Origin of the sequence: Thermoleophilum album, from assembly GCF_028867705.1 — a bacterium.
Lineage (GTDB): Bacteria > Actinomycetota > Thermoleophilia > Solirubrobacterales > Thermoleophilaceae > Thermoleophilum.
Map to the genome: position 1 here is coordinate 1,853,987 of NZ_CP066171.1, position 23,049 is coordinate 1,877,035.

The following is a 23,049-nucleotide window of genomic DNA, read 5'->3' on the forward strand; positions in this document are numbered from 1 at the left end:
CTAGAAGCGCAGCCCGCCCTCACGCGCACCCTCAGCGAGAGCGCGCACGCGCCCGTGATAGCGGTAGCCGTTGCGGTCGAAGACGCACGCCTCGATCCCCTTGGCGCGGGCGCGTTCCGCCAGCAAGCGCCCGGCGGTTCGCGCCTGTTCCATGCGCGGGAGGTCGCGCAGCTCGGGCTCGGTCCAGACGACGTGAGCAAGCGTGTGGCCGGCGTCGTCGTCAATCAGCTGCGCCTGGATACCACGGTTCGACCGAAATACCGACAGCCGAGGCCGCTCCGCGGTGCCATGGATCCGTGCGCGCACACGGCGCCGGCGACGCGCCCGCCGGATGCGCTTCATCCGCCTTTCCTTGGACTCGATCACGTCCGCTTGCCTACCTTCCTCGCGACGTACTCGCCCTGGTAGCGGATGCCCTTGCCCTTGTACGGCTCGGGCGGTCGGACCTTACGAATCCGCGCCGCGATCTCGCCAACGAGCTGCTTGGAGATCCCCTTGACGACGATCTGGGTCGGTTGCGGTACCTCGAACTCGATCCCTTCGGGCGGTTCGATCTCTACCGGGTGCGAGTAGCCCACCTGGAGCACCAGCTTGCGGCCCTGCAGCTGGGCGCGATACCCGACGCCCTGGATCTCGAGCCGCTTTTCGAAGCCTTTGGTGACGCCCTCGACCATGTTCGCGACGAGGGTCCGGGTGAGGCCGTGCAAAGCCTTGTGCTCGCGCCGGTCGGTGGGGCGTCGCACGACCAGCGAACCGTTCTCTTCGACCACCTCGATGTCGCGGGCGACCCGCTCGCTGAGCTCGCCCTTCGGCCCCTTGACGCGGACTAGTTCGGCCTCGATCTGCACCTCGACGCCGTCGGGCAGGGGTATGGGCTGTTTTCCGATGCGGCTCACCTGTCGCTCCTCACCAAACCTTGGCGACCAGCTCGCCTCCGACGCGCAGGCGGCGCGCGTCGTGATCCGACAACAAGCCGCGCGACGTCGAGACGATTGCGATGCCGGTGCCACCTTGCACTTTGGGGATGCGGTCGACCGGAACGTACTGGCGGCGGCCGGGTTTCGAGACGCGCTCGAGACCGCTGATGGCCGAGCGGCGGTCGGCTGTCCAGCGGAGCTTGATGCGCAGCGTCTGCCCGACCCGCGCCGGTTCGACGGCATAGTCGTCGATGTAGCCCTGCTCTTTGAGGATCCGCGCGAGCTCCGCCTTGAACTTCGACGAAGGCATGGCGACCTCGCCGTGACCGGCGTTGATCGCGTTCCGAATCCTCGTGAGGAAGTCGGCGACGGGGTCGGTGAGCGTCATCGTGGTGTTACCAGCTCGCCTTCGTGAGACCCGGGATCATGCCTTGGTGCGCCAGTTGCCGCAGGCAGATCCGGCAAAGGCCGAACTTGCGCAGGTATGCCCGCGGCCTACCACACCGCCGGCAGCGGTGGTAGTGGCGCGTCGAGTATTTCTGGGGACGTTGCTGCTTGACCCACTGGGATTTCTTGGGCATCGCTAGTGCACCTCGTTACGTCAGGAAGACTGGTTCTGGTTCTCAGCGGCGGGAGCAGCAGTTTGCCGGAACGGCATGCCGAGCTCGGCGAGCAGGGCGTACGCTTCCTCGTCGGTCGCCGCGGTGGTGACGATCGTTACGTCGAGACCGCGAACCTGGTCGATCGAGTCGTAATCGACCTCGGGGAAGATGATCTGCTCGCGGATCCCGAACGAGTAGTTGCCGCGACCGTCGAACGAGCGCGGATCGAGACCACGGAAGTCGCGGATACGGGGAATCGCGATCGTGGTCAACCGGTCGAAGAACTCCCACATCCGGGCTCGCCGGAGCGTGACCGTGACGCCCACAGGCATCCCCGCGCGCAGCTTGAACCCGGCGATGGAGCGCTTCGCACGCCTCACCGCTGGGCGCTGGCCGGCGATTTGCGCAAGTTGGGCGATCGCCGACTCGAGAACGTTGGCGTCCTGCTTGGCTTCGCCCACACCCATGTTGAGGACGATCTTCTCGAGCTTCGGCACCTGCATTGGGTTGCGGTAGCCGAAGCGCTCCTGCAGACGCGGTCGCACCTCGCGCTCGTAGCGCTCGCGCAGTCGGGGCTTGACAGCGACGCTGGCTTCCATCAGTCGATCTCAGCTCCGCTGCGCTTGGCGATACGTACACGGCGTCCGTCGCGCCGCACGACGCCGACCCGTGTCGGCTGGCCGCTTTTGGGATCGATGAGCATCACGTTCGAGATGTGGACGGGCCCCTCGCGTTCGAGCACCCCGCCCACCTGCTGCTGGCGCTGGACGTCGCGCAGCGTGCGCGGCTTGAGGTGCTTCTTCTGGATGTTCACGCCCTCCACCCAGACCCGCTGCGTTTTCGGGTCGACGCGCACAACACGCCCCGTCTTGCCGCGATCGCGGCCGGAGATGACGCGCACCATGTCGTCTTTGCGGATGCGCAGGCGAGCCATCTCCTCAGAGCACCTCCGGAGCGAGCGAGATGATCTTCATAAAGTTGCGATCGCGCAGCTCGCGGGCTACCGGACCGAAAATGCGCGTGCCTCGCGGGTTGTTCTGGTTGTCGATGAGAACGGCAGCGTTCTCGTCGAAGGCAATGTAGGTGCCGTCCTCGCGGCCGTACTCCTTGCGAGTGCGGACGACTACCGCCTTGACAACGTCGCCCTTCTTGACCGAGCCGTGCGGCGTGGCCTGCTTGACCGTCGCCACGATCACGTCGCCGACGCGCGCGTAGCGCCGATGGCTTCCGCCAAGAACGCGGATGCAGAGGATCTCGCGTGCTCCCGTGTTATCGGCGACCTTGAGTCTGGACTCCTGCTGGATCATCTTGCTCGCTCGAGGATCTCGACGAGTCGCCAGCGCTTGAGGCGGCTGAGCGGCCTCGATTCAACGATTCGCACGACGTCGCCTTCCCGCGCCTCGTTGCGCTCGTCGTGCGCATGGAACTTCTTCGAAGTGCGGACGATCTTGCCGTAGACCGGGTGGGGCTGCTGCCTTTCGACCCGAACGACGATCGTCTTGTCGGCGCGGGCCGAGGTTACCACCCCCTCGCGTACCTTGCGTCTGCCACGCGGGCGTGCTTGGGGGCCCGCGCTGGCGGGCGCAGCTCCCGCGCCAGTCGCGGCCTGCTTGCGCCGCGCGCGCTCGCGGAGCCGCCAGCGCCGCCTGGCAGCCTTCTTGCGTCGCCGCGCCTCGGCCTTCGCGGCCGCTCGTTGGGCGGCGCGCTCGCGCTTCGAAATCGTGGCGTCGTCGCCTGCGCTCACAACAACCTCCGACTAGTTCCTTTGCGCGCGTTCACGGCGCAGCGCTGCGAGCTCGCGCTCGACGTCGATACCGCGCTCGCGTGCCACCGTCAGTCCACGCGCGATGTCCTTCTTGACCTGCTTGATCCGCGCGGTGTTCTCGAGCTGACCGACCGCGTGCTGGAAACGCAGGTTGAACAGCTCCTGACGCGCCGAATCGATGAATTCGACGAGCGCCCGATCGTCGAGCTGCCTGACCTCGGCAGGTTTCAATGCTCCGCCCCCTCCCGCACGACGAACTTCGTTTTGATCGGGAGCTTGTGTCCGGCGAGGCGCATCGCTTCGCGCGCCAACGGCTCGGGCACACCGGCGAGCTCGAACATCACACGCCCAGGCTTGACGACGGCGACCCAACCTTCGGGCGATCCCTTGCCCGAACCCATCCGCGTCTCAGCGGGCTTCTTCGTGTATGGCTTGTCGGGGAAGATGTTGATCCAGACCTTTCCACCGCGCTTGATCTTGCGGGTGATCGCAACGCGCGCGGCCTCGATCTGACGGTTCGTGATCCACGCCGGTTCGAGCGCCTTCAAGCCGTACTCGCCGAATTGGACGCGCGTTCCGCCCTTCGACACGCCGCGCATGCGGCCGCGGTGATGTTTACGGTGTTTGACCTTGCGTGGCTGGAGCATCGTTCAAGCCTCCTGCCCGACTGGGCGGCGTTCGTCGCTGCGACGCCCACCGTTGCGGCCACGCCCCGGGCCGACGGCACGCGGCGCCTCCACTTCCGTGAGGTCCTGTGCGAAACCTTGGGGCATGATCTCGCCCTTGTTGATCCACACCTTCACGCCGATGCGGCCGAAGGTGGTGTGCGCCTCGTGGAAGCCGTAATCGATGTCAGCCCGCAGGGTGTGCAGCGGCACGCGGCCGTCGGAGTACCACTCGGTTCGCGCCATCTCGGCACCGCCGAGGCGGCCAGACACCTGGATCCGCACCCCCTTCGCACCCGAGCGCATCGCCGAGGTGAGCGCACGCTTCATAGCACGCCGGAAGGCGACACGGTTCTCGAGCTGTTCTGCGATCGATTGGGCGACTAGCTTGGCGTCGAGCTCGGGGCGCTTGATCTCGAGAATGTTGACCTTGACGGCCTTCTTGGTGAGGTCGTGAAGCTCTTTGCGCAACGCCTCGACTTCGCTTCCGGACTTGCCGATGACGATCCCCGGACGCGCGGTGTGGATGTTGACCTCGACCTCGTTCTTGTTCTTCTTGATGATGATGTCGCTAAGACCAGCGTGCGCGAGTTTGCCGACGATGTGCTGACGGATACGGACGTCCTCCAGCAGGTAGTCGGCGAAGTCGCGCTCGCTAAACCAGGTCGACTTCCAATCGTGGATGTAGCCGACCCGAAGTGCCTCGGGATGAACTTTCTGCCCCACGCTTTACCTCCCGCCCACGATCGGCTCGAGCTCAACAGTGATGTGGCTTGTGCGCTTGTCGATGCGCGTGGCGCGACCGAAAGCGCGCGGACGCCAGCGCTTGATAGTCGGCCCTTCGTCAGCCCAGATGCGAGCGACGCGCAGCTCCTGTGGCGTGAGCTCGTGCTGGTTCTCGGCGTTGGCCACCGCCGAGTCGATCAGTTTGAGAACGTCGCGGGCCGCGGCGCGCGTGGTGTTGCGCAGCAGCGCGCGCGCCTCCTCGACCGGCTTACCGCGCACGTGGTCGATCACAAGCCGAACCTTGCGTGGGGTGCGACGCACATAGCGCGCCCGGGCCCGGACCACGACGCCTTCGCGCACGGCGCGCTTGCCCGGTCGCTCCGTGGCTCCGGTCGCGCCCACTGTGCTTGACCGTTCACCTTCGGAATCGGCGGGACTGCTGCTTGCCGCTCCCTCGGTGGCCTCGCTGGCAGCCTCGGCGCCTACCGCGCCCTTGGGCGCGTCCGCATCGGCAGCCGAGGTCTTGTCGTCTCCGGCTGCGGTTTCGGCAGCCTCGGCGCTCGGCTCGCGCTCGCGCTTTTCGCGTTCTTCGCTCATCGACCCTTCACCTTCTCGCTACCTGCGTGGCCGCGATACGTGCGCGTGGGCGCGAACTCGCCGAGCTTGTGCCCCACCATCGCTTCGGTGATGAAGACCGGCACGTGTTTGCGACCATCGTGGACCGCGATGGTGTGCCCAACCATCTCGGGAAAGATCGTCGAGTCGCGCGACCAGGTCTTGATGATCTGCTTCTCGCCGCGCTCGTTGAGCTCTTCGATCCGCCGCATCAGGCGCTCGTCGACGTAGGGTCCCTTTTTCGTCGAGCGACCCATCAGCGGTTACCTCCCTTCTTGCGCCCGCGACGACGACCACGAACGATCAGGCGGTCGGACGCCTTGCGCTTCTTGCGCGTGCGGTAACCAAGCGTCGGAACGCCCCACGGTGTCACCGGGTGCCCGCCCGGCGTGTGATGAGCCTCGCCGCCACCGTGCGGGTGGTCGACCGGGTTCATGGCGACACCACGCGTCTGGGGTCGACGACCTAGGTGGCGCGAGCGGCCCGCCTTGCCGAGCGTGATGTTGGCGTGCTCGGCGTGACCGATCTGGCCGACGGTGGCACGGCATTCGGCGAGCACCATGCGCATCTCGCCCGACGGCAAGCGCAGCGTTGCATAGCGGCCTTCCTTCGCCACCAGCTGCACGGCGGCGCCAGCGGCGCGGCCCAGTTGGCCGCCACGGCCAGGCGTCAGTTCGACGTTGTGGACGGTGGTGCCGGTCGGGATAGCCCGCAGCGGCAGCGCGTTGCCGACGCGAATCTCGGCGTCCTCGCCGGACATCACCGTGTCGCCTACCGACAGCCCCTCGGGCGCGAGGATGTAGCGCTTCTCGCCGTCGGCATAGTGCAGCAAGGCGATATGGGCGCTGCGGTTCGGGTCGTACTCGATCGCAGCTACGCGCGCCGGCACGCCGTCCTTGCGGCGCTTGAAGTCGATCAAGCGGTACTTGCGTTTCGCACCCCCGCCGCGGTGGCGCGAGGTGACCCGACCGTAAGCGTTGCGACCGCCGGTCTTTTTGTGGCCACGGGTGAGCGACTTTTCGGGCCGATCGCGTGTGACCTCGTCGTGGGTCGAGTAGGTCGCGAAGCGACGGCTCGGGGTTACCGGTTTGTGCTTTTTGATCGCCATCTCAGTCGCTGGCCTGGCCTTCGAAGAGTTCGATTGAGTCTTCCGGGTGCAGCGTCACGATCGCTTTCTTCCACCGTCGCCGGTGGCCGGCGTAAAGGCCCCGGCGCTTCGGCTTGGGCTTCACCCAAGCAGTTCTGACGTCGCGTACGCGCACACCGAACTGCTGCTCGATCGCCTGGCGGATCTGGACCTTCGTGGCCTGCTCGTGAACGCGGAACGTGTACTTGTTTGCCGCGAGCAGCGCGTAGGTCTTCTCGCTCAGGACGGGCTCGATGATGATCGTTCGTGGATCGGTCACGAACGCTCCTCCTCGCTAGCACCGATGCGCGTGCGTTGCTGCGGCGGTCGCGCGATGCGCGTGAGATAGTCGAGAGCAACGGGTGTGAGCACGAGGCGGGCGCTGCGCAGAAGGTCGTAAACGCCAACCCGTCCGGGCTCGGCGGTATCGCACTCGGCGATGTTGCGGAACGACTTCGTGCACGCCGCAGCCTCGGCCTCGGCGACGACGAGCACACGCCCTTCCCCTGGGAAATGGGAGAGCGCGTCGACGCCGTCGCGCGTCCGCGGCTGGCTGAATGCATCGGGATCGACGAGCCGCAGCGAGCCGCGGCGCGCGTGCAGCGACAGGACGCTGCGCAACGCGGCGCGGCGCACCTTGCGGTTGACCTTCTTCACGTACGAGCGCGGCTTCGGTCCGAAGGCGACGCCGCCGCCGCGCCGGTGGGGCGTCGAGAGCGGACCGACGCGCGCCCGCCCCGTTCCTTTCTGCCGCCAAGCCTTGGCGCCGGTCATTGCGACTTCGCCACGCGTCTTGGTGGAGTGGGTGCCGCGACGACGGGCCGCGAGCTCGGCGACGACGGTCTCGTGGACGACCGGTTCGTTGAAGTCGCAGTCGAAAACGGCCGGGTCGAGCTCGACCGCGGGCTTGTCGCTGTTGAGGAAGGCAGCGGTGAGATTGGCGCTCATCGCTCCCTCCGCACCTCGACGTAGCTTCCTCGCGGACCGGGAACCGACCCGCGCACGAGCAAGAGGTTGTCCTCAGGGATCACGTTCACGACACGCAGTCCGCGCTGCGTGACACGGCGACCGCCGGTGCGTCCAGCCATGCGCAGCCCCTTGAACACACGCGACGGGTCGGCGGCGGCACCGATCGATCCCGGCTTGCGGATGTTGCGCGAGCCGTGCGTCTCCGGGCCGCGCTGGAAGCCGTGGCGCTTGATCGTTCCCTGGAAGCCCTTACCGATCGAGGTGCCCGACACCTTGACGACCTGACCGGGCTCGAAGACCTGTTCGACGCGAACCTCTGCCCCCACCTCGAGGCCCTCGACAGGACAGCGAAACTCGCGCAGAAGCCGCAGTGGCGGAACTCCCGCCTTGCGCAGGTGACCGAGCCGCGGCTTGTTGAGAACCTTCTCGCGCACCGGGTCGTAACCGAGCTGAACGGCCTCGTAGCCGTCGCGATCGGACCGGCGCAATGCCGTGACCCAGCACGGGCCAACCTCGAGCACCGTTACGGGCTCGACGCGACCGTCGTCGTCGAAGAGCTGGGTCATCCCGAGTTTCCGACCGAGTAGCCCGTTCATCGCCGTCTCACACGAGCTGGATCTGGATGTCGACACCGGCGGGAAGGTGGTCGAGGCGCTGCAGCGAGTCGACCGTCTTCGGTGTGGGCTGGTGGATGTCGATCAGACGCTTGTGCGTGCGGATCTCGAAGTGTTCGCGCGAGTCCTTGTCTTTGAAGGGGCCGCGGATCACGCAGTAGACGTTGCGCTCGGTCGGCAACGGCACCGGACCGGACACACGCGCGCCGGTGCGCACGGCCGTCTCGACGATCTCGCGCGCCGCGCTTTCGATCGCTGCGTGGTCGTACGCCTTGAGGCGGATGCGGATCTTGTTTTGGGTAGCGGCTGCCATTGCTTTCCGAGGTCCGGTTCCCTACGCGCTCGGGGGCGGGCACATGCCCGCCCCCGAGCGCAGTTGGAACGCTTTCGGCTACTCGATGATCTGGGTCACCACCCCCGACCCGACGGTGCGGCCACCTTCGCGGATCGCGAAGCGCAGACCCTCGTCCATCGCGATCGGCTGGATCAGCTCGACCGTCAGCTCGACGTTGTCGCCCGGCATCACCATCTCGGTGCCCTCGGGCAGTTGGCAGACGCCGGTGACGTCGGTCGTGCGGAAGTAGAACTGCGGCCGGTAGCCGTTGAAGAACGGCGTGTGGCGACCGCCTTCCTCCTTCTTGAGCGCGTACACCTGCGCCTTGAACTTGGTGTGGGGCGTGATCGAGCCGGGCGCTGCCAGCACCTGGCCGCGCTCGACGGCGTCGCGCTCGATGCCGCGCAACAGACAGCCGACGTTGTCGCCGGCACGTCCCTCGTCGAGGATCTTGCGGAACATTTCGACACCGGTGACGACGGTCTTCTGGGTCGGACGGATGCCGACGATCTCGACCTCGTCGCCGGTCTTGATGATCCCCTGCTCGATGCGGCCGGTGACGACCGTGCCGCGGCCGGTGATCGTGAAGACGTCCTCGATCGGCATGAGGAACGGCTTGTCGAGCGGCCGCTCGGGCTCGGGGATGTAGTTGTCGAGCGCCTCGGCGAGCTCGAGGATGCTCTTCTTGTACTGCTCGTCACCCTCGAGGGCCTTGAGCGCCGAGCCGCGGATCACCGGCACCTCGTCGCCGGGGTACTCGTACTCGGAGAGCAGCTCGCGCACCTCCATCTCGACGAGCTCGAGCAACTCCTCGTCGTCGACCATGTCGACCTTGTTGAGGAAGACGACGATGTAAGGAACGTTCACCTGGCGCGCGAGGAGGACGTGTTCGCGAGTCTGCGGCATCGGCCCGTCGGCGGCCGAGACGACGAGGATGGCGCCGTCCATCTGGGCAGCACCAGTGATCATGTTCTTGATGTAGTCGGCGTGGCCCGGGCAGTCGACGTGCGCGTAGTGCCGCTTCTCGGTCTGGTACTCGACGTGCGAGGTGGCAATCGTGATGCCGCGCTCGCGCTCCTCCGGAGCGTTGTCGATCTCCTCGAACGACTTGGCTTCGCCACCCACCGTCTCGGCGAGCACCTTGGTGATCGCAGCGGTAAGGGTGGTCTTGCCGTGGTCGATGTGACCGATGGTGCCGACGTTTACGTGCGGCTTAGTGCGCTCGAACTTCTCCTTTGCCACTCCCGTTAACTCCTTTCTCGAAGCTCTCGTTTAAGCACTTTCAGGGCGACGCTCGGCCAGCGCGTGAAACATACCCGTTACCCGGCTGCTCCTACCGGCTCGCCCGACCGACTCTCGATGATCTCGCGGGCGATTTGCGGCGGGACCTCCTCGTAGCGGCTGAACTGCATCGTGTAGTTCGCACGGCCCTGCGTCATCGACCGCAGATCGGTGGCGTAACCGAACATCTCGGCCAGCGGTACGCTGGCTCGCACGGCGATCGCGTTACCACGCTGCTCCTGCGATTCGACCCGGCCGCGCCGTCGCGATAGGTCGCCGATGACGTCGCCGACGAACTCTTGCGGGGTGACGACTTCGACCGACATGATCGGCTCGAGGAGCACGGGGTTGGCGCGCTTCGCGGCGTCCTTGAAGGCGAGCGAGCCAGCGATCTTGAACGCCATTTCGCTCGAGTCGACCTCGTGCGACTTGCCGTCGACGAGCCGCACGCGCACGTCCTGGACGGGATAGCCGGCCAGCACACCGGACGCCATCGCCTCCTCGATCCCCTGCTCGACAGCGGGTATGAACTCGGAGGGCACGGCCCCGCCTTTCACTTCGTTGACGAAGTCGAAACCTTCGCCCGGCGCCGGCTCGATGTCGATGTAGACGACGCCGTACTGACCGGCACCGCCGGTCTGGCGGATGAACTTGCCCTCGACGCGGTTGGCCGAGCCCTTGATCGTCTCGCGGTAGGCGACCTGCGGGCGCCCGACGTTGGCGTCGACGTTGAACTCGCGGCGCAGGCGATCGACGATCACCTCCAGGTGCAGCTCGCCCATGCCGGAGATCACCGTCTGCCCGGTCTCCTCGTCGGTACGGACCCGGAAAGTCGGATCTTCCTCGGCCAAGCGCGACAGACCGACCGACAGCTTCTCTTGATCGGCCTTGGTCTTCGGCTCGATCGAGAGGTGCACGACCGGCTCGGGGAACTGCATCGTCTCGAGCACGATCGGGTGCTGCGGGTCGCACAAGGTGTCGCCGGTGGAGGTCTGCTTGAGACCGACTGCAGCAGCGATGTCCCCGGCGTAGACCTCGTCCTGTTCCTCGCGGTGGTTGGCGTGCATCATCAACAGCCGACCGATCCGCTCGGTGCGACCGGTGGTCGCGTTCAAGACCTTGGATCCCGCCTGCAGAGTTCCCGAGTAGACGCGGAAGTAGGTGAGCTTGCCGACGAAGGGGTCGGACATCACCTTGAAGGCGAGCGCCGCGAAGGGCGCGTCGTCGCTGGCTGCGCGCTCTTCGACGCGCTCCTCGCCGTCGTCTCCGGCCGAACCCGGCACGACGCCGCTGACCGGCGGGATGTCGAGCGGACTCGGCAGGTAGTCGATGACGGCATCGAGCAGCGGCTGAATGCCCTTGTTCTTGAAGGCCGCGCCGCAGAGCACCGGGGTGAGCGGCGGGCGCTCGCCGCCGTGGAAATCGAGCGTCGCCTTGCGCAGGTCGGCCTTGAGACGCTCGGGCTCGATCGGGCGCTCCTCGAGGTAGTCCTCCATCAGCTCGTCGTCGTACTCGGCGACGGCTTCGATGAGCTGCGTGCGGGCCTCCTGCGCGCGCTCGAGGTATTCGGCAGGGATGTCTTCTTCGCCCCATTCGCGGCCGAGCTCGTCGCGCCAGACGATCGCGCGCATCGTGATCAGATCGATCACGCCCTGGAAGTCAGCCTCGGCGCCGAGCGGCAGCTGCACCGGCACGGGGCGCGCACCGAGGCGATCGACCATCGACTGCACCGAGGCGTCGAAGTTGGCGCCGACGCGGTCCATCTTGTTGATGAACGCGATCCGCGGAACGCGGTACCTGTCAGCCTGGCGCCAGACCGTCTCGGACTGTGGCTCCACACCGGCTACCGCGTCGAAGACGGCGATCGCCCCGTCGAGCACGCGCAGCGAGCGCTCGACCTCGACGGTGAAGTCGACGTGGCCGGGCGTGTCGATGATGTTGATGCGATGGTCCTTCCAGAAGGCTGTCGTCGCGGCCGACGTGATGGTGATGCCGCGCTCCTGCTCCTGCTCCATCCAGTCCATGGTCGCCGCGCCTTCGTGCACCTCGCCCAACTTGTGGGTGCGACCGGTGTAGAACAGGATGCGCTCGGTCGTCGTCGTCTTACCGGCATCGATGTGCGCCATGATGCCGATGTTGCGCGTCCTCTCGAGCGGTACTTTGCGTGCCATGGTTCGTTACTCGATCTGCGATAGCGGGGCAGAAAAAAGGCCCGGCGATCCGGGCCCGGTCCTGCAAGGCGCGATCGCCCGGACGATGACTATCTCGCTGGCGACTCCATTGCGGCGACCTGGAACCCGGTAGGCGCGTTGGCGGACCGCGCGGAAGACACGTCACTGTCCGCCACGACGGCGGGGGATGGTAGCAAAGGAACGGTGGCTCTCCCCGCCCGTGCACGCGCGCTTGCGCGCCAGGACCCGATAGCCGCAGCGCTGCTCGTCGCGACGCTGCTGGCCGCGCTTGCGCTCGCGCTCGTCGAGGTTCTGCCGGTAGCGAAGGTGGTGCTCGCTGGCGGCAGCTGCGAGGTGATCAACGACGCCGATCCGGCCCTTGCCGATCGCTGTGTGGTGAGCGGCTTCGAGCAGCACGGCGGCGCTTTCCTGCTCTTGGCAGCGGCAGCCGCGGCGATGGGTTTCGGTGCGTTGGTCGGCCGCAGCCGGCCGGCGGGGGCAGCACTTGTGGTGCTGGGGTTAGCGGCCCTTGTTGTAGTTCTCGCGATCGACTTACCCGAGGCACGCTCGAGCGGCGCGATCGGCGCCAACTACGAGAGTGCCGAGGGCCGCGCGGCGGTGGGCTTCTGGGTGGAGCTCGTGGCGGCTGTGAGCCTCGCTACGTGCGGCGTGTTGGCCCTGCGCTGGACGGGAGAGCGCGGTCGACTCGCGCCCACCGCACGCCAAGACCGACCGGCCCGACCTTCCGCGCAAGGGGAAAGCGCCGCGCCGGAAGGCGAGGGCAGCAACGGCTAGTGCGAACTACCAGCGGTAGTGGGCGAAGGCCTTGTTGGCCTGCGCCATGCGGAAGATGTCGTCCTTGCGCTTGTAGGCGCCGCCCTGCTGCTGCTGGGCGTCGAGGATCTCGTTGGCGAGACGCTCGATCATCGACTTCTCGCGCCGTTGGCGCGCGAACTGGACGAGCCAACGCACAGCGAGCGTGCGCGCACGCCGCGGCGGAACCTCGACCGGCACCTGATAAGTGGCCCCGCCGACACGGCGCGAGCGCACCTCGAGCACAGGTGTCAGCTCTTTTATCGCCCGCTCGAGCGCCTCGACCGGCTCTTGGCCGGAGCGCTCAGCTGCGAGCTCGAGCGCGCGGTAGACGATGCGCTCGGCGAGCGACTTCTTGCCGTCGCGCATCACCTTGTTGATGAGCTGCTGCACAAGCCGCGACCCGTAAACAGGGTCGGGCTCGATCGGGCGCGGCGGGGGCGAAGCGCGGCGTGGCATTACTTGGCCTTAGCCCCGTAGCGGGAGCGCGCCTTCTTGCGATCGGAAACGCCCGCAGCGTCGAGCGTGCCGCGGATGATCTTGTAGCGCACACCCGGAAGGTCCTTGACACGACCACCACGAACGAGCACGACCGAGTGCTCCTGGAGGTTGTGCCCCTCTCCGGGGATGTAGGCGGTCACTTCCATGCCGTTCGTCAACCGCACGCGGGCTACCTTGCGCAGCGCCGAGTTCGGCTTCTTCGGCGTGACGGTGTACACACGCGTGCACACACCACGCCGCTGCGGCGAAGCGACACGGTTGCGCGTGCCGCTACCCGCCTTGAGGCCCGGGGTCGAAACCTTCTCGCGCTTGCGTTCGCGCCCTTTGCGCACTAGCTGGTTGATCGTCGGCATGCGGCGCGTGATGGTAGCAGCGGCTTGCCCGCGGCGATCTCCATCGCGTGAAAGGCGCCGAGGAACCTGCGCAGCAAGGGGCGTGGGGCGCTCTCGGCGCGCTACGCGGCCGGACGTGCGGCGCGCAGAGGTGCCGGCAGCAGCACCGCCGCCACTACCAAAGCGACGAAGGCGAAGATCTGTGCGGCGAGCGCGGCCGGATCCGTTGGAAGAGGCTCGCCGAAGACGATCAGGCCACCGGCGATGGCACTAACGTTGGCGCCGGCGCTGGTGAGGGTGATCACGCCGACCGCGTCGCCGGTCTGCAAACCGCGAGCGGATGCGTAGAAGCCCGCAACGGAAGCGAGGGCGGCGCTCGCGAGCCACGGCGAGACGAGGCCGGCCGGACCGGCGACGGCGAAGCTTGTGGCGAGAGCCTTGAGAGCAACGTCGGAGACTCCGAACAGAACCCCTGCCGAAACGCCCAGCGCGCTCCCGGCGTGACGATGCTGACGGACCCCCGGAGCGAGCGCGAGTGCGAGACCGGCGGCGAGCAGCGAGCCTTCGAAAACCGCCATGGCCAGAGCCGAGTAGCGGTGTCCCGATGTTTGGGCGGCCGGCGCTGTCACCGCCAGCAGGACCAGCCCGATCGCCGTGAGACCGACCCCGAGCCACTGGCGGCGCCCCACCTCGTGACCGAACCAGCGCTCGGCTAGCACGGCGATGAGGGCGATGCCCCCCGCCAGGACCGCCTGCACCACCGAGAGCGGGGCGAGCGCGAGCGCCGCGACGTGCAGGACCCAGGCGCTCGCAGCGACGAGCATGCCGATCGTGAACCAGCGCGAGCGGAAGAGACCGATAGCGCTGCGCAAGGGGTGGCGGAAGGCGACCGGCGGTGCCGCGACGGCGCCACGGTGCTTGAGCAAGAAGGCGACGTTCGTGACCACCGCACAGGCGAGTGCGAGCAAAATTCCGATCTCTAGCTCCATGCCTAGTTACGTCCCGTCCTTGAGTCGCTTCGCTGGCGCCCAGGCGCTCCCTGGCCTTTCGAGCTATCGGCGCGCGAGCCTGCACGCTGAACACGACCGGGCAGCGGTCGTAAATCCGCCGACTCGCGCAAACCCTCTGCAGCCGTGAGCGAACGCCGCCGACCGCTGTTGTTTGTCGACGTGGACGGCGTCATCAGCCTGTTCGGTTTCGAAGCGAACGGCGCGCTTCCGGGGGTGCCGGCATGGGTCGACGGGGTCCTCCACGTTCTCTCCCGCCGCGCCGGACGCGAGCTCGTGCGCCTGTCCGAGGCTTTCGACCTTGTGTGGGCGACCGGTTGGGAAGAGAAGGCCAACGAGTATCTGCCCCGTCTCCTCGAGCTGCCGTGGCGCGAACTGCCCGTGGTGCGGTTCGACGGCGCGCCGCGACCCGGAGGGGCGCACTGGAAGCTGAACGCGATCGAACGGTTCGCCGGCGGCCGCCCGCTCGCGTGGATCGACGACAACCTCGACCGCACCTGCTGGACCTGGGCGCGCGAACGCCCGGCACCGACGCTGCTCGTCGCGACCGAGCCCGCGATCGGGCTCACGCCCGACCACACTCGCGAGCTGCTCGCTTGGGCAGGCACGCTCGTCCGCTAGCGCACGCCGCCACGGGCGCGCGGTGCACGAACTAGTGCGGGCTACCGCTGTGCGCCGCGCCGGCGCCCCTACGAGTCGCTGTCCTCGCCCTGCCCGCCGAGATCGGCGATCTCCTCGCCGAAAGGCACGGCGTCACTACCGTTGCCGAGACCGAAACCCTCGATCTCGCCGTCGGTCAGGCCGAGCTCGGCAGCGAGGTCGCTGTCTTCGAACACACCGAGCTCGTCCTCGGCGCGCCGCACCGGTTCGGCAGGCTCCACCTCGACTCGCCGGTAGCGCCGCAAGCCGGTGGCAGCGGGGATCAGCTTGCCGATGATGACGTTCTCCTTGAGCCCCTGCAGCCGGTCGACCTTGCCCTCAAGAGCAGCGTCGGTGAGGACCTTCGTCGTCTCCTGGAACGACGCGGCCGAGAGCCACGACTCGGTCGCGAGCGACGCCTTGGTGATGCCGAGGATGACCTCCTCGTACTCGGCCGGCTCTTTGCCCTCCGCTCGCAGTCGCTCGTTCGTCTCGAGCACCTCGAGCCGGTCGACGAACTGCCCGGGGAGGTAGTCCGAATCGCCCTTCTGCTCGATCCGGACCTTCTTCATCATCTGGCGGATGATGATCTCGATGTGCTTGTCGTTGATGTCGACGCCCTGCGAGCGGTAGACCTTTTGCACCTCGTCGACGAGGTACAGCTCGGCCGCCGTGCGTCCCTGCGTTTCGAGCAGGTCGTGGGGGTTGATCGAACCCTCGTTAAGCGGCTGGCCGCGGCGCACCTTCTGGCCGTTCTCGACCAGCAGGCGTGTGCGCTGCGGGAACGTGTACGCGTGCTCGTTGCCCTTGGCGTCGGTCACGATCAGCCGCAGACCGCGCTCGGTCTCCTCGATCGCGACCGTGCCGTCGACCTTCGCGACCTCGGCCATCCCCTTGGGCTTGCGCGCCTCGAAAAGTTCGACGACGCGCGGCAGACCCTGGGTGATGTCTGCACCGGCGACACCACCGGTGTGGAAAGTCCGCAGCGTCAGCTGCGTACCGGGCTCGCCGATCGACTGGGCAGCGATGATGCCGACCGCGTCACCGACTGCCACGACCTTGCCGGTCGCTGGGGCGACGCCGTAGCAGCGCTGGCAGACACCCTGGCGGGTACGGCACTTGAGTACCGACCGCACCGGGAAGGTCGGGTTCTCGTCGGCGTACGCCTCGGCGAGCTGGCGTGCGTGCGCCTTGGTGATCAGCTCGCCGGCCTTCACGAGCACGCTGCCCTTCTTGCCGAGCTTGATGTCCTTGGCGGCGTAGCGGCCGGGCAGGCTGATGTTGAGCTCGCCGTCCTCGCCGCGCAACGGCACCTCGATGAACTCGTCGGTGCCGCAGTCCTCCTCGCGGACGATCACGTCCTGCGCAACGTCCACGAGGCGCCGCGTGAGGTAGCCGGAGTCGGCGGTGCGCAGCGCGGTGTCAGCGAGACCCTTGCGAGCGCCGTGCGTGGAGATGAAGTACTCCAGCACCGAGAGGCCCTCGAGGAAATTGGACTTGATCGGCCGCTCGATGATCTCGCCCTTCGGATTGGCCATGAGGCCGCGCATGCCGGCGAGCTGGCGGATCTGCTTGAACGAGCCACGCGCACCGGAGTTGGCCATCATGTAGATCGGGTTGAGGGGGTCGAGGTGGCGCTCCATCGCCTGGCCGACCTCCTCGGTGGCCTGCGTCCACTTCTCGATCACCGCCTCGTGGCGCTCCTGCTGCGAGATCAGGCCGAGCTCGTACTGGTTCTCGATCTCTTGCACCTCGCGCTCGAAGCGCTCGAGGATCTCGCCCTTCTCCGGCGGTACGTCGCAGTCGTTCTTCGAGATCGTGACGCCGGCCTGCGTCGCGAAGTGGAACCCGAGCTCCTTGAAGGAGTCGAGCACCAGCGCCGTCGCGTAGGGACCGTGCTGGTCGACGAGCCGCTCGACGACCGCGGCGAGGTCCTTCTTGCGCAGCGGTCGGTTGACGAACTCGTAGCTGTCGGGATCGAACTCGTCTTCGAGCGTCTCCTCGAGCGCACGCTCGATGCGTTCGTTGAAGATGATGCGCCCCACGGTCGTGAGGACGTGGTGGCCGCGGTGGCGCTGCCGGTACTCGGCGAGGTCGTGAAGCGTGACCACGCCGGCCTCGTAAGCGAGTTCAGCCTCCTGGGCGGAACGGAAAACGTGCGGCCGCGGACCGCGCTTCTTCTCGTCCCACTTGCCGGCGAACAGCTCCTCTTCCAGCCCCCGCAGCTCGTCCTCGGTCGGCCCGTAGGTGAGGTAGTAGCTGCCGAGCACCATGTCCTGCGTCGGCGTCGCCAGCGGCGCACCGTGCGCGGGCGAGAGGATGTTGTTGGCCGAGAGCATGAGGATGCGCGCCTCGGCCTGCGCCTCCGCCGACAGCGGCACGTGAACGGCCATCTGGTCGCCGTCGAAGTCGGCGTTGAAGGCCTGGCAGACGAGCGGGTGGACCTGGATCGCCTTGCCCTCGACCAGCACCGGCTCGAACGCCTGCACACCGAGCCGGTGGAGCGTTGGCGCCCGGTTGAGCAGGACGGGGTGCTGGTGGATCACCTCCTCGAGGACGTCCCACACCTCGGGAACCATCGCGTCGACGAGTTTCTTCGCGGCTTTGATGTTCTGCACCGCTCGACGCTCGACGAGCCGCGCCATCACGAACGGCTTGAAGAGCTCGAGCGCCATCAACTTCGGGAGGCCGCACTGCCAGATCTTGAGGTCGGGGCCGGCGACGATTACCGAACGCCCCGAGTAATCGACGCGCTTGCCGAGTAGGTTCTGGCGGAAGCGTCCCTGCTTGCCCTTGAGCATGTCGCTCAAGGACTTGAGCGCCCGGTTGCCAGGACCGGTGACGGGACGCCCGCGACGACCGTTGTCGAACAGGGCGTCGACCGCCTCTTGCAGCATCCGCTTCTCGTTGTTGACGATGATCTCGGGGGCGCCGAGGTCGAGCAGCCGCTTGAGGCGGTTGTTGCGGTTGATGACGCGGCGGTAGAGGTCGTTGAGGTCGGAGGTGGCGAAACGACCGCCGTCGAGCTGCACCATCGGCCGCAGCTCGGGAGGCAGCACGGGAATCGCCTCGAGGATCATGTACTCGGGCTTGTTGTCCGAGTTCAGGAACGCCGAGACGACCTTCAGGCGCTTCACCGCGCGGCTCTGCTTTTGGCCCTTGGAGGTGCGGATCTCCTCCTCGAGCTCGTCACGCAGCTTCTCGAGATCGACCTGCTGGAGCAGATCGCGCACGGCCTCGGCGCCCATTCCGCCGCGGAAGTACTCGCCCCAGCCGTAGGGCGATCCGAAGCGCTCCTTGAGCTCGCGGAAGATCGTCTCGTCGGGGATGATCTGCTTCGGCTCGAGCTCCTGGAACAGCTCCCAGACCTGCCGCAGCCGCTCGGCGGCGTCCTCTAGGTAGTTCTTGGTGTCCTGGATCTCGGTCTCGATCTGCTTGCGAACTTCCCGCTCGAGCTTCGCGCGCTCTTCATCGCTGAGTTTCTGGACCTTGACGTCGAGCGTGTCGAGCCAGAGCAGGTCCTCGTCCGAGAACCCTTCCTGCGAACCGGTGCGCAGGTACTCGAGGCGCCGCTCGAGCGACTCCTCGAGCTCTTGGATGCGCTCGGCGAGCTCCGCCTCGTACGCCTCGAGCTGCGCCTGCACCTCCTTCTCGAGCTTGGGCAGGTCCTTCTGGCGCGCTTCCTCGTCGACCCAGGTGACGATCGAGGCGGCGAAGTAGAGAACCTTCTCGAGCTCCTTAGGCGCGATGTCGAGGAGGTAGCCGATGCGGCTCGGGACGCCCTTGAAGAACCAAATGTGCGAGACGGGCGCGGCGAGCTCGATGTGGCCCATCCGCTCGCGCCTCACCTTTGCGCGCGTGACCTCGACCCCGCAGCGCTCGCACTCGATTCCCTTGTAGCGGACGCGCTTGTACTTACCGCACGAGCACTCCCAGTCTTTGGTGGGCCCGAAGATCCGCTCGCAGAACAGCCCGTCGCGCTCGGGCTTGAGCGTGCGGTAGTTGATGGTCTCGGGCTTGGTGACCTCGCCGTAGGACCACTGGCGGATCTTCTTCGAAGAGGCGAGACCGATCTTGATGGCGTCGCAGTTGTTGATGTCGATCACTTGCTCCTGGGCTCCTCGCTGCTCGCGCTAGACACCTGTTGCCGCAGGCGACACAGCCGTTAGCCGGCCGCTCGCTAGGACTCGCCCTCGACGAACTGGGCGTCCTGCTCGATCGGCTCCTCGTCGCCGGTCTGGCCGCCCTCGCCCTCGAGCTCGATCTGCTCTTCGGCCTCGTCGGCAGCCTCGTCGTCCCGCGCCCGCGTACCCGACAGATCGATGCCGAGCTCTTCGGCCGCGCGCAAGAGGTCGTCTTCTTCCTCTTGCATTTCGAGGCCATCGCCCTCTTCGCTGAGCGGCTCGACGTCGAGTGCCAGGGCCTTCATCTCGCGCAGAAGCACTTGGAACGACTCCGGCACCGACGGCTCGGGGATGTTTTCGCCCTTGACTATCGCCTCGTACGCCTTGACCCGCCCGACCGTGTCGTCGGACTTGATCGTGAGCATCTCTTGGAGCGTGTAGGCCGAGCCGTACGCCTCGAGAGCCCACACCTCCATCTCGCCGAAGCGCTGACCGCCGAACTGCGCCTTGCCGCCGAGCGGCTGCTGCGTGACGAGCGAATATGGCCCGGTGCTGCGGGCGTGGATCTTGTCGTCGACGAGGTGCAGCAGCTTGAGGATGTACATGTAGCCGACGGTGACCTTCTCTTCGAACGGCTCGCCGGTGCGGCCGTTGTAGAGGGTCACCTTGCCGGAGCAGCGCATGCCGGGCCGCGCCTTCGGGTCGACGTCGAGGTGGATGCCGCGCTTGTCGCCGTGCTCCTCCGCCCAGCGGCAGAGCGCCTCGTCGACGTCTTCGACGGTGGCACCGTCGAAGACAGGAGTCGCGACGTAGACGCGGCCGCCGTTCTGCTGGGCGTGTTTGTAAGCCTCGGAGCCGTCGTCGTACCAGCCGTTTGCGGCAACCCAGCCGAGGTGGGTCTCGAGGATCTGGCCGAGGTTCATGCGGCTCGGCACGCCCAGGGGGTTGAGAATGATGTCGACCGGCGTGCCGTCCTCAAGGAAGGGCATGTCTGCCTCGGGCACGATCTTGGCGATCACGCCCTTGTTGCCGTGGCGTCCGGCGAGCTTGTCGCCCTCGGCGATCTTGCGCTTCTTGGCGACGTAGACGCGCACGAGCTCGTTGACGCCGGGCGGCAGCTCCTCGTTGTTGTCGCGCGAGAACACCTTGACGTCGATGACGACGCCGCCCTCGCCGTGCGGCACCTTCAGCGACGTGTCGCGCACCTCGCGCGCCTTTTCCTTGAAGATCGCGCGAATCAGCTTCTCTTCGGCGGTCAGCTCGGTCTCGCCCTTGGGCGTCACTTTGCCGACCAGCAGATCACCGGACCCGACCTCGGCACCGATGCGGACGATGCCGCGCTCGTCGAGGTTGCGCAGCGACTCCTCGGAGCGGTTGGGGATGTCGCGCGTGATCTCCTCGTCGCCGAGCTTCGTGTTGCGCGCCTCGACCTCGTACTCCTCGATGTGAATCGAGGTGAGGATGTCCTCCTTGACGAGGCGCTCGGAGATGATGATCGCGTCCTCGAAGTTGTAGCCCTCCCACGACATGAAGGCGACGAGGACGTTCTTGCCGAGCGCTAGCTCGCCCTGACTCGTCGACGACCCGTCAGCGAGGACATCGCCTTCGCCGACCTTCTGGCCGGTCTCGACGATCGGCTTCTGGTGAATCAGCGTTCCCTGGTTGGAACGCATGAACTTGTGCAACAAGTACTCGTCGGTGCCGCCCTCGTCGGCCTCGACCACGATCCGCTCGGCATCGACGTAGGTGACAGTTCCGGATCGGCGCGCGAGCACCACGTCGCCCGAGTCGATCGCCGCCCGTCGCTCCATGCCGGTGCCGATCAGCGGCGGCTCGGTGCGCAGCAGCGGTACCGCCTGCCGCTGCATGTTCGAGCCCATCAGCGCCCGGTTGGCGTCGTCGTGCTCGAGGAAGGGAATCAGCGACGTCGACACCGACCAGATCTGGTTGGGCGAGACGTCCATCAGGTCAACGTCGCCCGGCTCGGCGAGGACAAGCTCGCCGTCGCGCGAGCGGCACTCGACGAACGGCCCCTTGAGCTTGCGCGTCTTGGGATCGATCGGCGCGTTCGCCTGGGCGATGACCTTGTCCTCTTCCTGGGTGGCGTCGAGGTGGACGATCTCGTCGGTCACCACACCGTCGCGCACGACGCGGTAGGGCGTGGTGACGAACCCGAACTCGGAAACCTGGGCGTAGGTCGACAGCGACCCGATGAGACCGATGTTGGGACCCTCGGGGGTCTCGATCGGGCACATCCGACCGTAGTGCGTGGGGTGCACGTCGCGAACCTCGATCGGCGCCCGCTCGCGCGTCAGGCCGCCGGAACCGAGCGCCGACAGGCGGCGGCGGTGCGTAAGCCCAGCGAGCGAGTTCGTCTGGTCCATGAACTGGCTCAGCTGGTGCGAGCCGAAGAACTCCTTGATCGCACCGACCACCGGCCGGATGTTGATGATCGACTGGGGAGTGATCGCGTCGGCGTCCTCGGTCGAGAGCCGCTCGCGCACGTTGCGCTCCATCCGGTAGAGACCGGTGTGGAAGGCGTCCTGGATGAGCTCACCGACGGTGCGCACGCGGCGGTTGCCGAAGTGCTCGTACTCGTCGAGTCGGTCGGCGATCGGTTCGTGCGGCAGCGACTGCGCCTCGAGCGCGAAGTCCTTGATCGGCTCGCCGTTCTCGTCGAGGCCCGATTCGGGAATACCGAGGTCGCGCGGCAGGCTGACGAGCTCTTTGACGAGAGCGACGATGTCACGCGTCGTAAGAACGCGCGTGTCGAGCGGCTCGTCGAGGTGCAGACGCGCGTTCAACTTGTAACGACCGACACGCGTCAGGTCGTAGCGCTTGGGGTCGAAAAACAGACCGTGAAGCAGGTTGCGTGCCGCTTCCAGCGAGGGCGGCTCGCCCGGCCGCTGCTTGCGGAAGAGCTCGATGAGGGCGCCGTCCTCGGTCTTCGTCACGTCGGTGTCGGCCTCGAGCGTGAGGCGGATGTAGAGCGAGTTGTCGAAGAGGCGCAGGATGTCTTCGTCCGAGCCCGTCCAGCCGGGGAAGTCCTCGCGCAGGTAGCGGCCCATCGCCCGCAGCAGGACGGTGATCGGAAGCTTGCGTTTGCGGTCGATACGGGCGTAGACCCGGCCCTTCTTGTCGATCTCGACCTCGAGCCAGGAACCGCGCTGCGGCATCAGGTTCGCGACGAAGACCTGCTTCTCGCGGTCCTTGGGCTCCATCACGTAGGCGCCCGGCGAGCGCACGAGCTGCGTGACGATGACACGCTCGGTGCCGTTGATGATGAAGGTGCCCCAGTCGGTCATCCACGGGAAATCACCCATGAACACCGACTGCTGGCGGATCTCACCGGTCTCGCGATTCTGGAAGGCGACCTGCACGTTGAGCGGACGCGAATAGGTGAGGTCGCGCTCGCGACACTCGGCGATCGAGGCGTTCGGCGGCCCGAACTCGAACTCTTCGAAGACGATCGCGAGGTTGCCCGTGTAGTCCTCGATCGGCGAGATCTCGTCGATCACCTCGCGCAAACCGCCGTTCTCGGGATCGACGAGCCACTCGAACGAGCGGCGCTGGATGTCGATCAGGTTCGGGGGCTCGAGGGTGTGGTCGAGGCGGGAGAAGCTACGACGTACGCGAGTGGCGTTTGCGGCTGGCAAAGCGACGTATCCCTCCGAGGTCTGTTAGAGGCCGACTGCGACTTGCGGACGACAGAAGCGCGGGCGCACAGCGCGACCGGCGAGATTATCACGTTGGCGGCTCCGACTGCAAGGGGAACCGCACCGGGCGATCAGCCCGGTGGCCATCACGGACCCCGTCCGCGGCGTTACGTCGATCACGCCTTGTCGGAA

The 23,049-nt window shown here is 66.8% G+C and carries 26 protein-coding genes and 1 pseudogene; 2 read left to right on the plus strand and 25 right to left on the minus strand.

Annotation, left to right across the window (positions count from 1 at the left end; all coding sequences use genetic code 11):
• From rplR to fusA, 20 genes are all read right to left on the minus strand, one after another.
• Positions 1 to 342, minus strand: coding sequence for a 50S ribosomal protein L18 (gene rplR, locus JDY09_RS08645; protein ID WP_274718005.1), 342 nt, complete (start codon positions 340 to 342; stop codon positions 1 to 3).
• 20 nt (positions 343 to 362) lie between these two features.
• Entirely contained in the window at positions 363 to 896 is a 534-nt protein-coding gene (rplF, locus tag JDY09_RS08650; protein ID WP_274716533.1) for a 50S ribosomal protein L6, read from the minus strand.
• 10 nt (positions 897 to 906) lie between these two features.
• The gene (rpsH, locus tag JDY09_RS08655) at positions 907 to 1,305 is read right to left on the minus strand and encodes a 30S ribosomal protein S8 (RefSeq protein WP_274716534.1); all 399 of its coding nucleotides are present in this window, start codon (positions 1,303 to 1,305) and stop codon (positions 907 to 909) included.
• A gap of 7 nt (positions 1,306 to 1,312) precedes the next feature.
• Entirely contained in the window at positions 1,313 to 1,498 is a 186-nt protein-coding gene (locus JDY09_RS08660; protein ID WP_274716535.1) for a type Z 30S ribosomal protein S14, read from the minus strand.
• A gap of 20 nt (positions 1,499 to 1,518) precedes the next feature.
• Positions 1,519 to 2,118, minus strand: a complete 600-nt coding sequence (gene rplE, locus JDY09_RS08665) for a 50S ribosomal protein L5 (protein WP_274716536.1) — start codon at positions 2,116 to 2,118, stop codon at positions 1,519 to 1,521.
• Positions 2,118 to 2,453: a 50S ribosomal protein L24 gene (gene rplX, locus JDY09_RS08670; RefSeq protein WP_274716537.1), complete on the minus strand. Its 336-nt coding sequence runs from the start codon at positions 2,451 to 2,453 to the stop codon at positions 2,118 to 2,120. Before rplX ends, rplE begins: the two co-directional genes overlap by 1 nt.
• A gap of 4 nt (positions 2,454 to 2,457) precedes the next feature.
• Positions 2,458 to 2,826 (minus strand): 50S ribosomal protein L14, encoded by a 369-nt coding sequence (gene rplN / locus JDY09_RS08675; protein ID WP_274716538.1) that lies wholly within the window; start codon positions 2,824 to 2,826, stop codon positions 2,458 to 2,460.
• Complete coding sequence (rpsQ, locus tag JDY09_RS10015; protein ID WP_428837482.1) at positions 2,823 to 3,239, minus strand: 30S ribosomal protein S17; 417 nt, start codon at positions 3,237 to 3,239, stop codon at positions 2,823 to 2,825. Before rpsQ ends, rplN begins: the two co-directional genes overlap by 4 nt.
• A gap of 36 nt (positions 3,240 to 3,275) precedes the next feature.
• Positions 3,276 to 3,515 carry a 50S ribosomal protein L29 gene (gene rpmC, locus JDY09_RS08685; protein ID WP_274716539.1) on the minus strand — a complete coding sequence of 80 codons (240 nt, stop codon included), beginning with the start codon at positions 3,513 to 3,515 and terminating at the stop codon, positions 3,276 to 3,278.
• On the minus strand, positions 3,512 to 3,931 hold the full coding sequence (rplP, locus tag JDY09_RS08690) for a 50S ribosomal protein L16 (RefSeq protein WP_274716540.1): 420 nt from the start codon (positions 3,929 to 3,931) through the stop codon (positions 3,512 to 3,514). The genes rpmC and rplP overlap by 4 nt, the downstream gene beginning before the upstream one ends.
• 3 nt (positions 3,932 to 3,934) lie before the next feature.
• Positions 3,935 to 4,675, minus strand: coding sequence for a 30S ribosomal protein S3 (rpsC, locus tag JDY09_RS08695; RefSeq protein WP_342455253.1), 741 nt, complete (start codon positions 4,673 to 4,675; stop codon positions 3,935 to 3,937).
• A gap of 3 nt (positions 4,676 to 4,678) precedes the next feature.
• Positions 4,679 to 5,035, minus strand: coding sequence for a 50S ribosomal protein L22 (rplV, locus tag JDY09_RS08700; RefSeq protein ID WP_274718006.1), 357 nt, complete (start codon positions 5,033 to 5,035; stop codon positions 4,679 to 4,681).
• Positions 5,036 to 5,268: 233 nt separating this feature from the next.
• Positions 5,269 to 5,547, minus strand: a complete 279-nt coding sequence (gene rpsS, locus JDY09_RS08705; RefSeq protein ID WP_274716541.1) for a 30S ribosomal protein S19 — start codon at positions 5,545 to 5,547, stop codon at positions 5,269 to 5,271.
• Entirely contained in the window at positions 5,547 to 6,398 is an 852-nt protein-coding gene (rplB, locus tag JDY09_RS08710; protein ID WP_274716542.1) for a 50S ribosomal protein L2, read from the minus strand. Before rplB ends, rpsS begins: the two co-directional genes overlap by 1 nt.
• 1 nt (position 6,399) lies before the next feature.
• Positions 6,400 to 6,696: a 50S ribosomal protein L23 gene (gene rplW, locus JDY09_RS08715; RefSeq protein WP_274716543.1), complete on the minus strand. Its 297-nt coding sequence runs from the start codon at positions 6,694 to 6,696 to the stop codon at positions 6,400 to 6,402.
• Entirely contained in the window at positions 6,693 to 7,364 is a 672-nt protein-coding gene (gene rplD, locus JDY09_RS08720; RefSeq protein WP_274716544.1) for a 50S ribosomal protein L4, read from the minus strand. Before rplD ends, rplW begins: the two co-directional genes overlap by 4 nt.
• A complete protein-coding gene (gene rplC / locus JDY09_RS08725; protein WP_274716545.1) occupies positions 7,361 to 7,981 on the minus strand; it encodes a 50S ribosomal protein L3 in 621 nt (206 codons plus the stop codon). The genes rplD and rplC overlap by 4 nt, the downstream gene beginning before the upstream one ends.
• Before the next feature lie 7 nt (positions 7,982 to 7,988).
• Positions 7,989 to 8,312, minus strand: coding sequence for a 30S ribosomal protein S10 (gene rpsJ / locus JDY09_RS08730; RefSeq protein ID WP_274716546.1), 324 nt, complete (start codon positions 8,310 to 8,312; stop codon positions 7,989 to 7,991).
• A gap of 78 nt (positions 8,313 to 8,390) precedes the next feature.
• Complete coding sequence (gene tuf / locus JDY09_RS08735; protein WP_274716547.1) at positions 8,391 to 9,575, minus strand: elongation factor Tu; 1,185 nt, start codon at positions 9,573 to 9,575, stop codon at positions 8,391 to 8,393.
• A gap of 77 nt (positions 9,576 to 9,652) precedes the next feature.
• Positions 9,653 to 11,785, minus strand: coding sequence for an elongation factor G (gene fusA / locus JDY09_RS08740; protein WP_274716548.1), 2,133 nt, complete (start codon positions 11,783 to 11,785; stop codon positions 9,653 to 9,655).
• Positions 11,786 to 11,989: 204 nt separating this feature from the next.
• Here fusA and JDY09_RS08745 point away from each other — a divergent pair, with 204 nt between their 5' ends.
• Positions 11,990 to 12,580, plus strand: coding sequence for a hypothetical protein (locus tag JDY09_RS08745; RefSeq protein ID WP_274716549.1), 591 nt, complete (start codon positions 11,990 to 11,992; stop codon positions 12,578 to 12,580).
• A 6-nt stretch (positions 12,581 to 12,586) separates the two neighbouring features.
• On the opposite strand, the gene rpsG is transcribed toward JDY09_RS08745, so the two are convergent.
• From rpsG to JDY09_RS08760, 3 genes are all read right to left on the minus strand, one after another.
• The gene (gene rpsG, locus JDY09_RS08750) at positions 12,587 to 13,057 is read right to left on the minus strand and encodes a 30S ribosomal protein S7 (RefSeq protein WP_274716550.1); all 471 of its coding nucleotides are present in this window, start codon (positions 13,055 to 13,057) and stop codon (positions 12,587 to 12,589) included.
• Positions 13,057 to 13,452 (minus strand): 30S ribosomal protein S12, encoded by a 396-nt coding sequence (rpsL, locus tag JDY09_RS08755; protein WP_274716551.1) that lies wholly within the window; start codon positions 13,450 to 13,452, stop codon positions 13,057 to 13,059. Before rpsL ends, rpsG begins: the two co-directional genes overlap by 1 nt.
• Positions 13,453 to 13,553: 101 nt before the next feature.
• Positions 13,554 to 14,420 (minus strand): hypothetical protein, encoded by an 867-nt coding sequence (locus JDY09_RS08760; protein ID WP_274716552.1) that lies wholly within the window; start codon positions 14,418 to 14,420, stop codon positions 13,554 to 13,556.
• 144 nt (positions 14,421 to 14,564) lie between these two features.
• Here JDY09_RS08760 and JDY09_RS08765 point away from each other — a divergent pair, with 144 nt between their 5' ends.
• A complete protein-coding gene (locus JDY09_RS08765) occupies positions 14,565 to 15,059 on the plus strand; it encodes an HAD domain-containing protein (protein WP_274716553.1) in 495 nt (164 codons plus the stop codon).
• Positions 15,060 to 15,322: 263 nt separating this feature from the next.
• Here the strand turns inward: JDY09_RS08765 and JDY09_RS08770 are convergent.
• A pseudogene (locus JDY09_RS08770) lies at positions 15,323 to 19,183 on the minus strand (DNA-directed RNA polymerase subunit beta'); the annotation flags it as partial.
• A gap of 74 nt (positions 19,184 to 19,257) precedes the next feature.
• The gene (locus tag JDY09_RS08775; protein WP_274716555.1) at positions 19,258 to 22,857 is read right to left on the minus strand and encodes a DNA-directed RNA polymerase subunit beta; all 3,600 of its coding nucleotides are present in this window, start codon (positions 22,855 to 22,857) and stop codon (positions 19,258 to 19,260) included.
• Positions 22,858 to 23,049: the final 192 nt, after the last annotated feature.

Coding starts and splice junctions, on each gene's coding strand:
- rplR (WP_274718005.1), bottom strand. CDS start 342: ATGAAGCGCATCCGGCGGGCGCGTCGCCGGCGCCGTGTGCGCGCACGG.
- rpsH (WP_274716534.1), bottom strand. CDS start 1,305: ATGACGCTCACCGACCCCGTCGCCGACTTCCTCACGAGGATTCGGAAC.
- JDY09_RS08660 (WP_274716535.1), bottom strand. CDS start 1,498: ATGCCCAAGAAATCCCAGTGGGTCAAGCAGCAACGTCCCCAGAAATAC.
- rplE (WP_274716536.1), bottom strand. CDS start 2,118: ATGGAAGCCAGCGTCGCTGTCAAGCCCCGACTGCGCGAGCGCTACGAG.
- rplX (WP_274716537.1), bottom strand. CDS start 2,453: ATGGCTCGCCTGCGCATCCGCAAAGACGACATGGTGCGCGTCATCTCC.
- rplN (WP_274716538.1), bottom strand. CDS start 2,826: ATGATCCAGCAGGAGTCCAGACTCAAGGTCGCCGATAACACGGGAGCA.
- rplP (WP_274716540.1), bottom strand. CDS start 3,931: ATGCTCCAGCCACGCAAGGTCAAACACCGTAAACATCACCGCGGCCGC.
- rpsS (WP_274716541.1), bottom strand. CDS start 5,547: ATGGGTCGCTCGACGAAAAAGGGACCCTACGTCGACGAGCGCCTGATG.
- rplB (WP_274716542.1), bottom strand. CDS start 6,398: ATGGCGATCAAAAAGCACAAACCGGTAACCCCGAGCCGTCGCTTCGCG.
- rplD (WP_274716544.1), bottom strand. CDS start 7,364: ATGAGCGCCAATCTCACCGCTGCCTTCCTCAACAGCGACAAGCCCGCG.
- rplC (WP_274716545.1), bottom strand. CDS start 7,981: ATGAACGGGCTACTCGGTCGGAAACTCGGGATGACCCAGCTCTTCGAC.
- rpsJ (WP_274716546.1), bottom strand. CDS start 8,312: ATGGCAGCCGCTACCCAAAACAAGATCCGCATCCGCCTCAAGGCGTAC.
- fusA (WP_274716548.1), bottom strand. CDS start 11,785: ATGGCACGCAAAGTACCGCTCGAGAGGACGCGCAACATCGGCATCATG.
- rpsG (WP_274716550.1), bottom strand. CDS start 13,057: ATGCCACGCCGCGCTTCGCCCCCGCCGCGCCCGATCGAGCCCGACCCT.
- rpsL (WP_274716551.1), bottom strand. CDS start 13,452: ATGCCGACGATCAACCAGCTAGTGCGCAAAGGGCGCGAACGCAAGCGC.
- JDY09_RS08760 (WP_274716552.1), bottom strand. CDS start 14,420: ATGGAGCTAGAGATCGGAATTTTGCTCGCACTCGCCTGTGCGGTGGTC.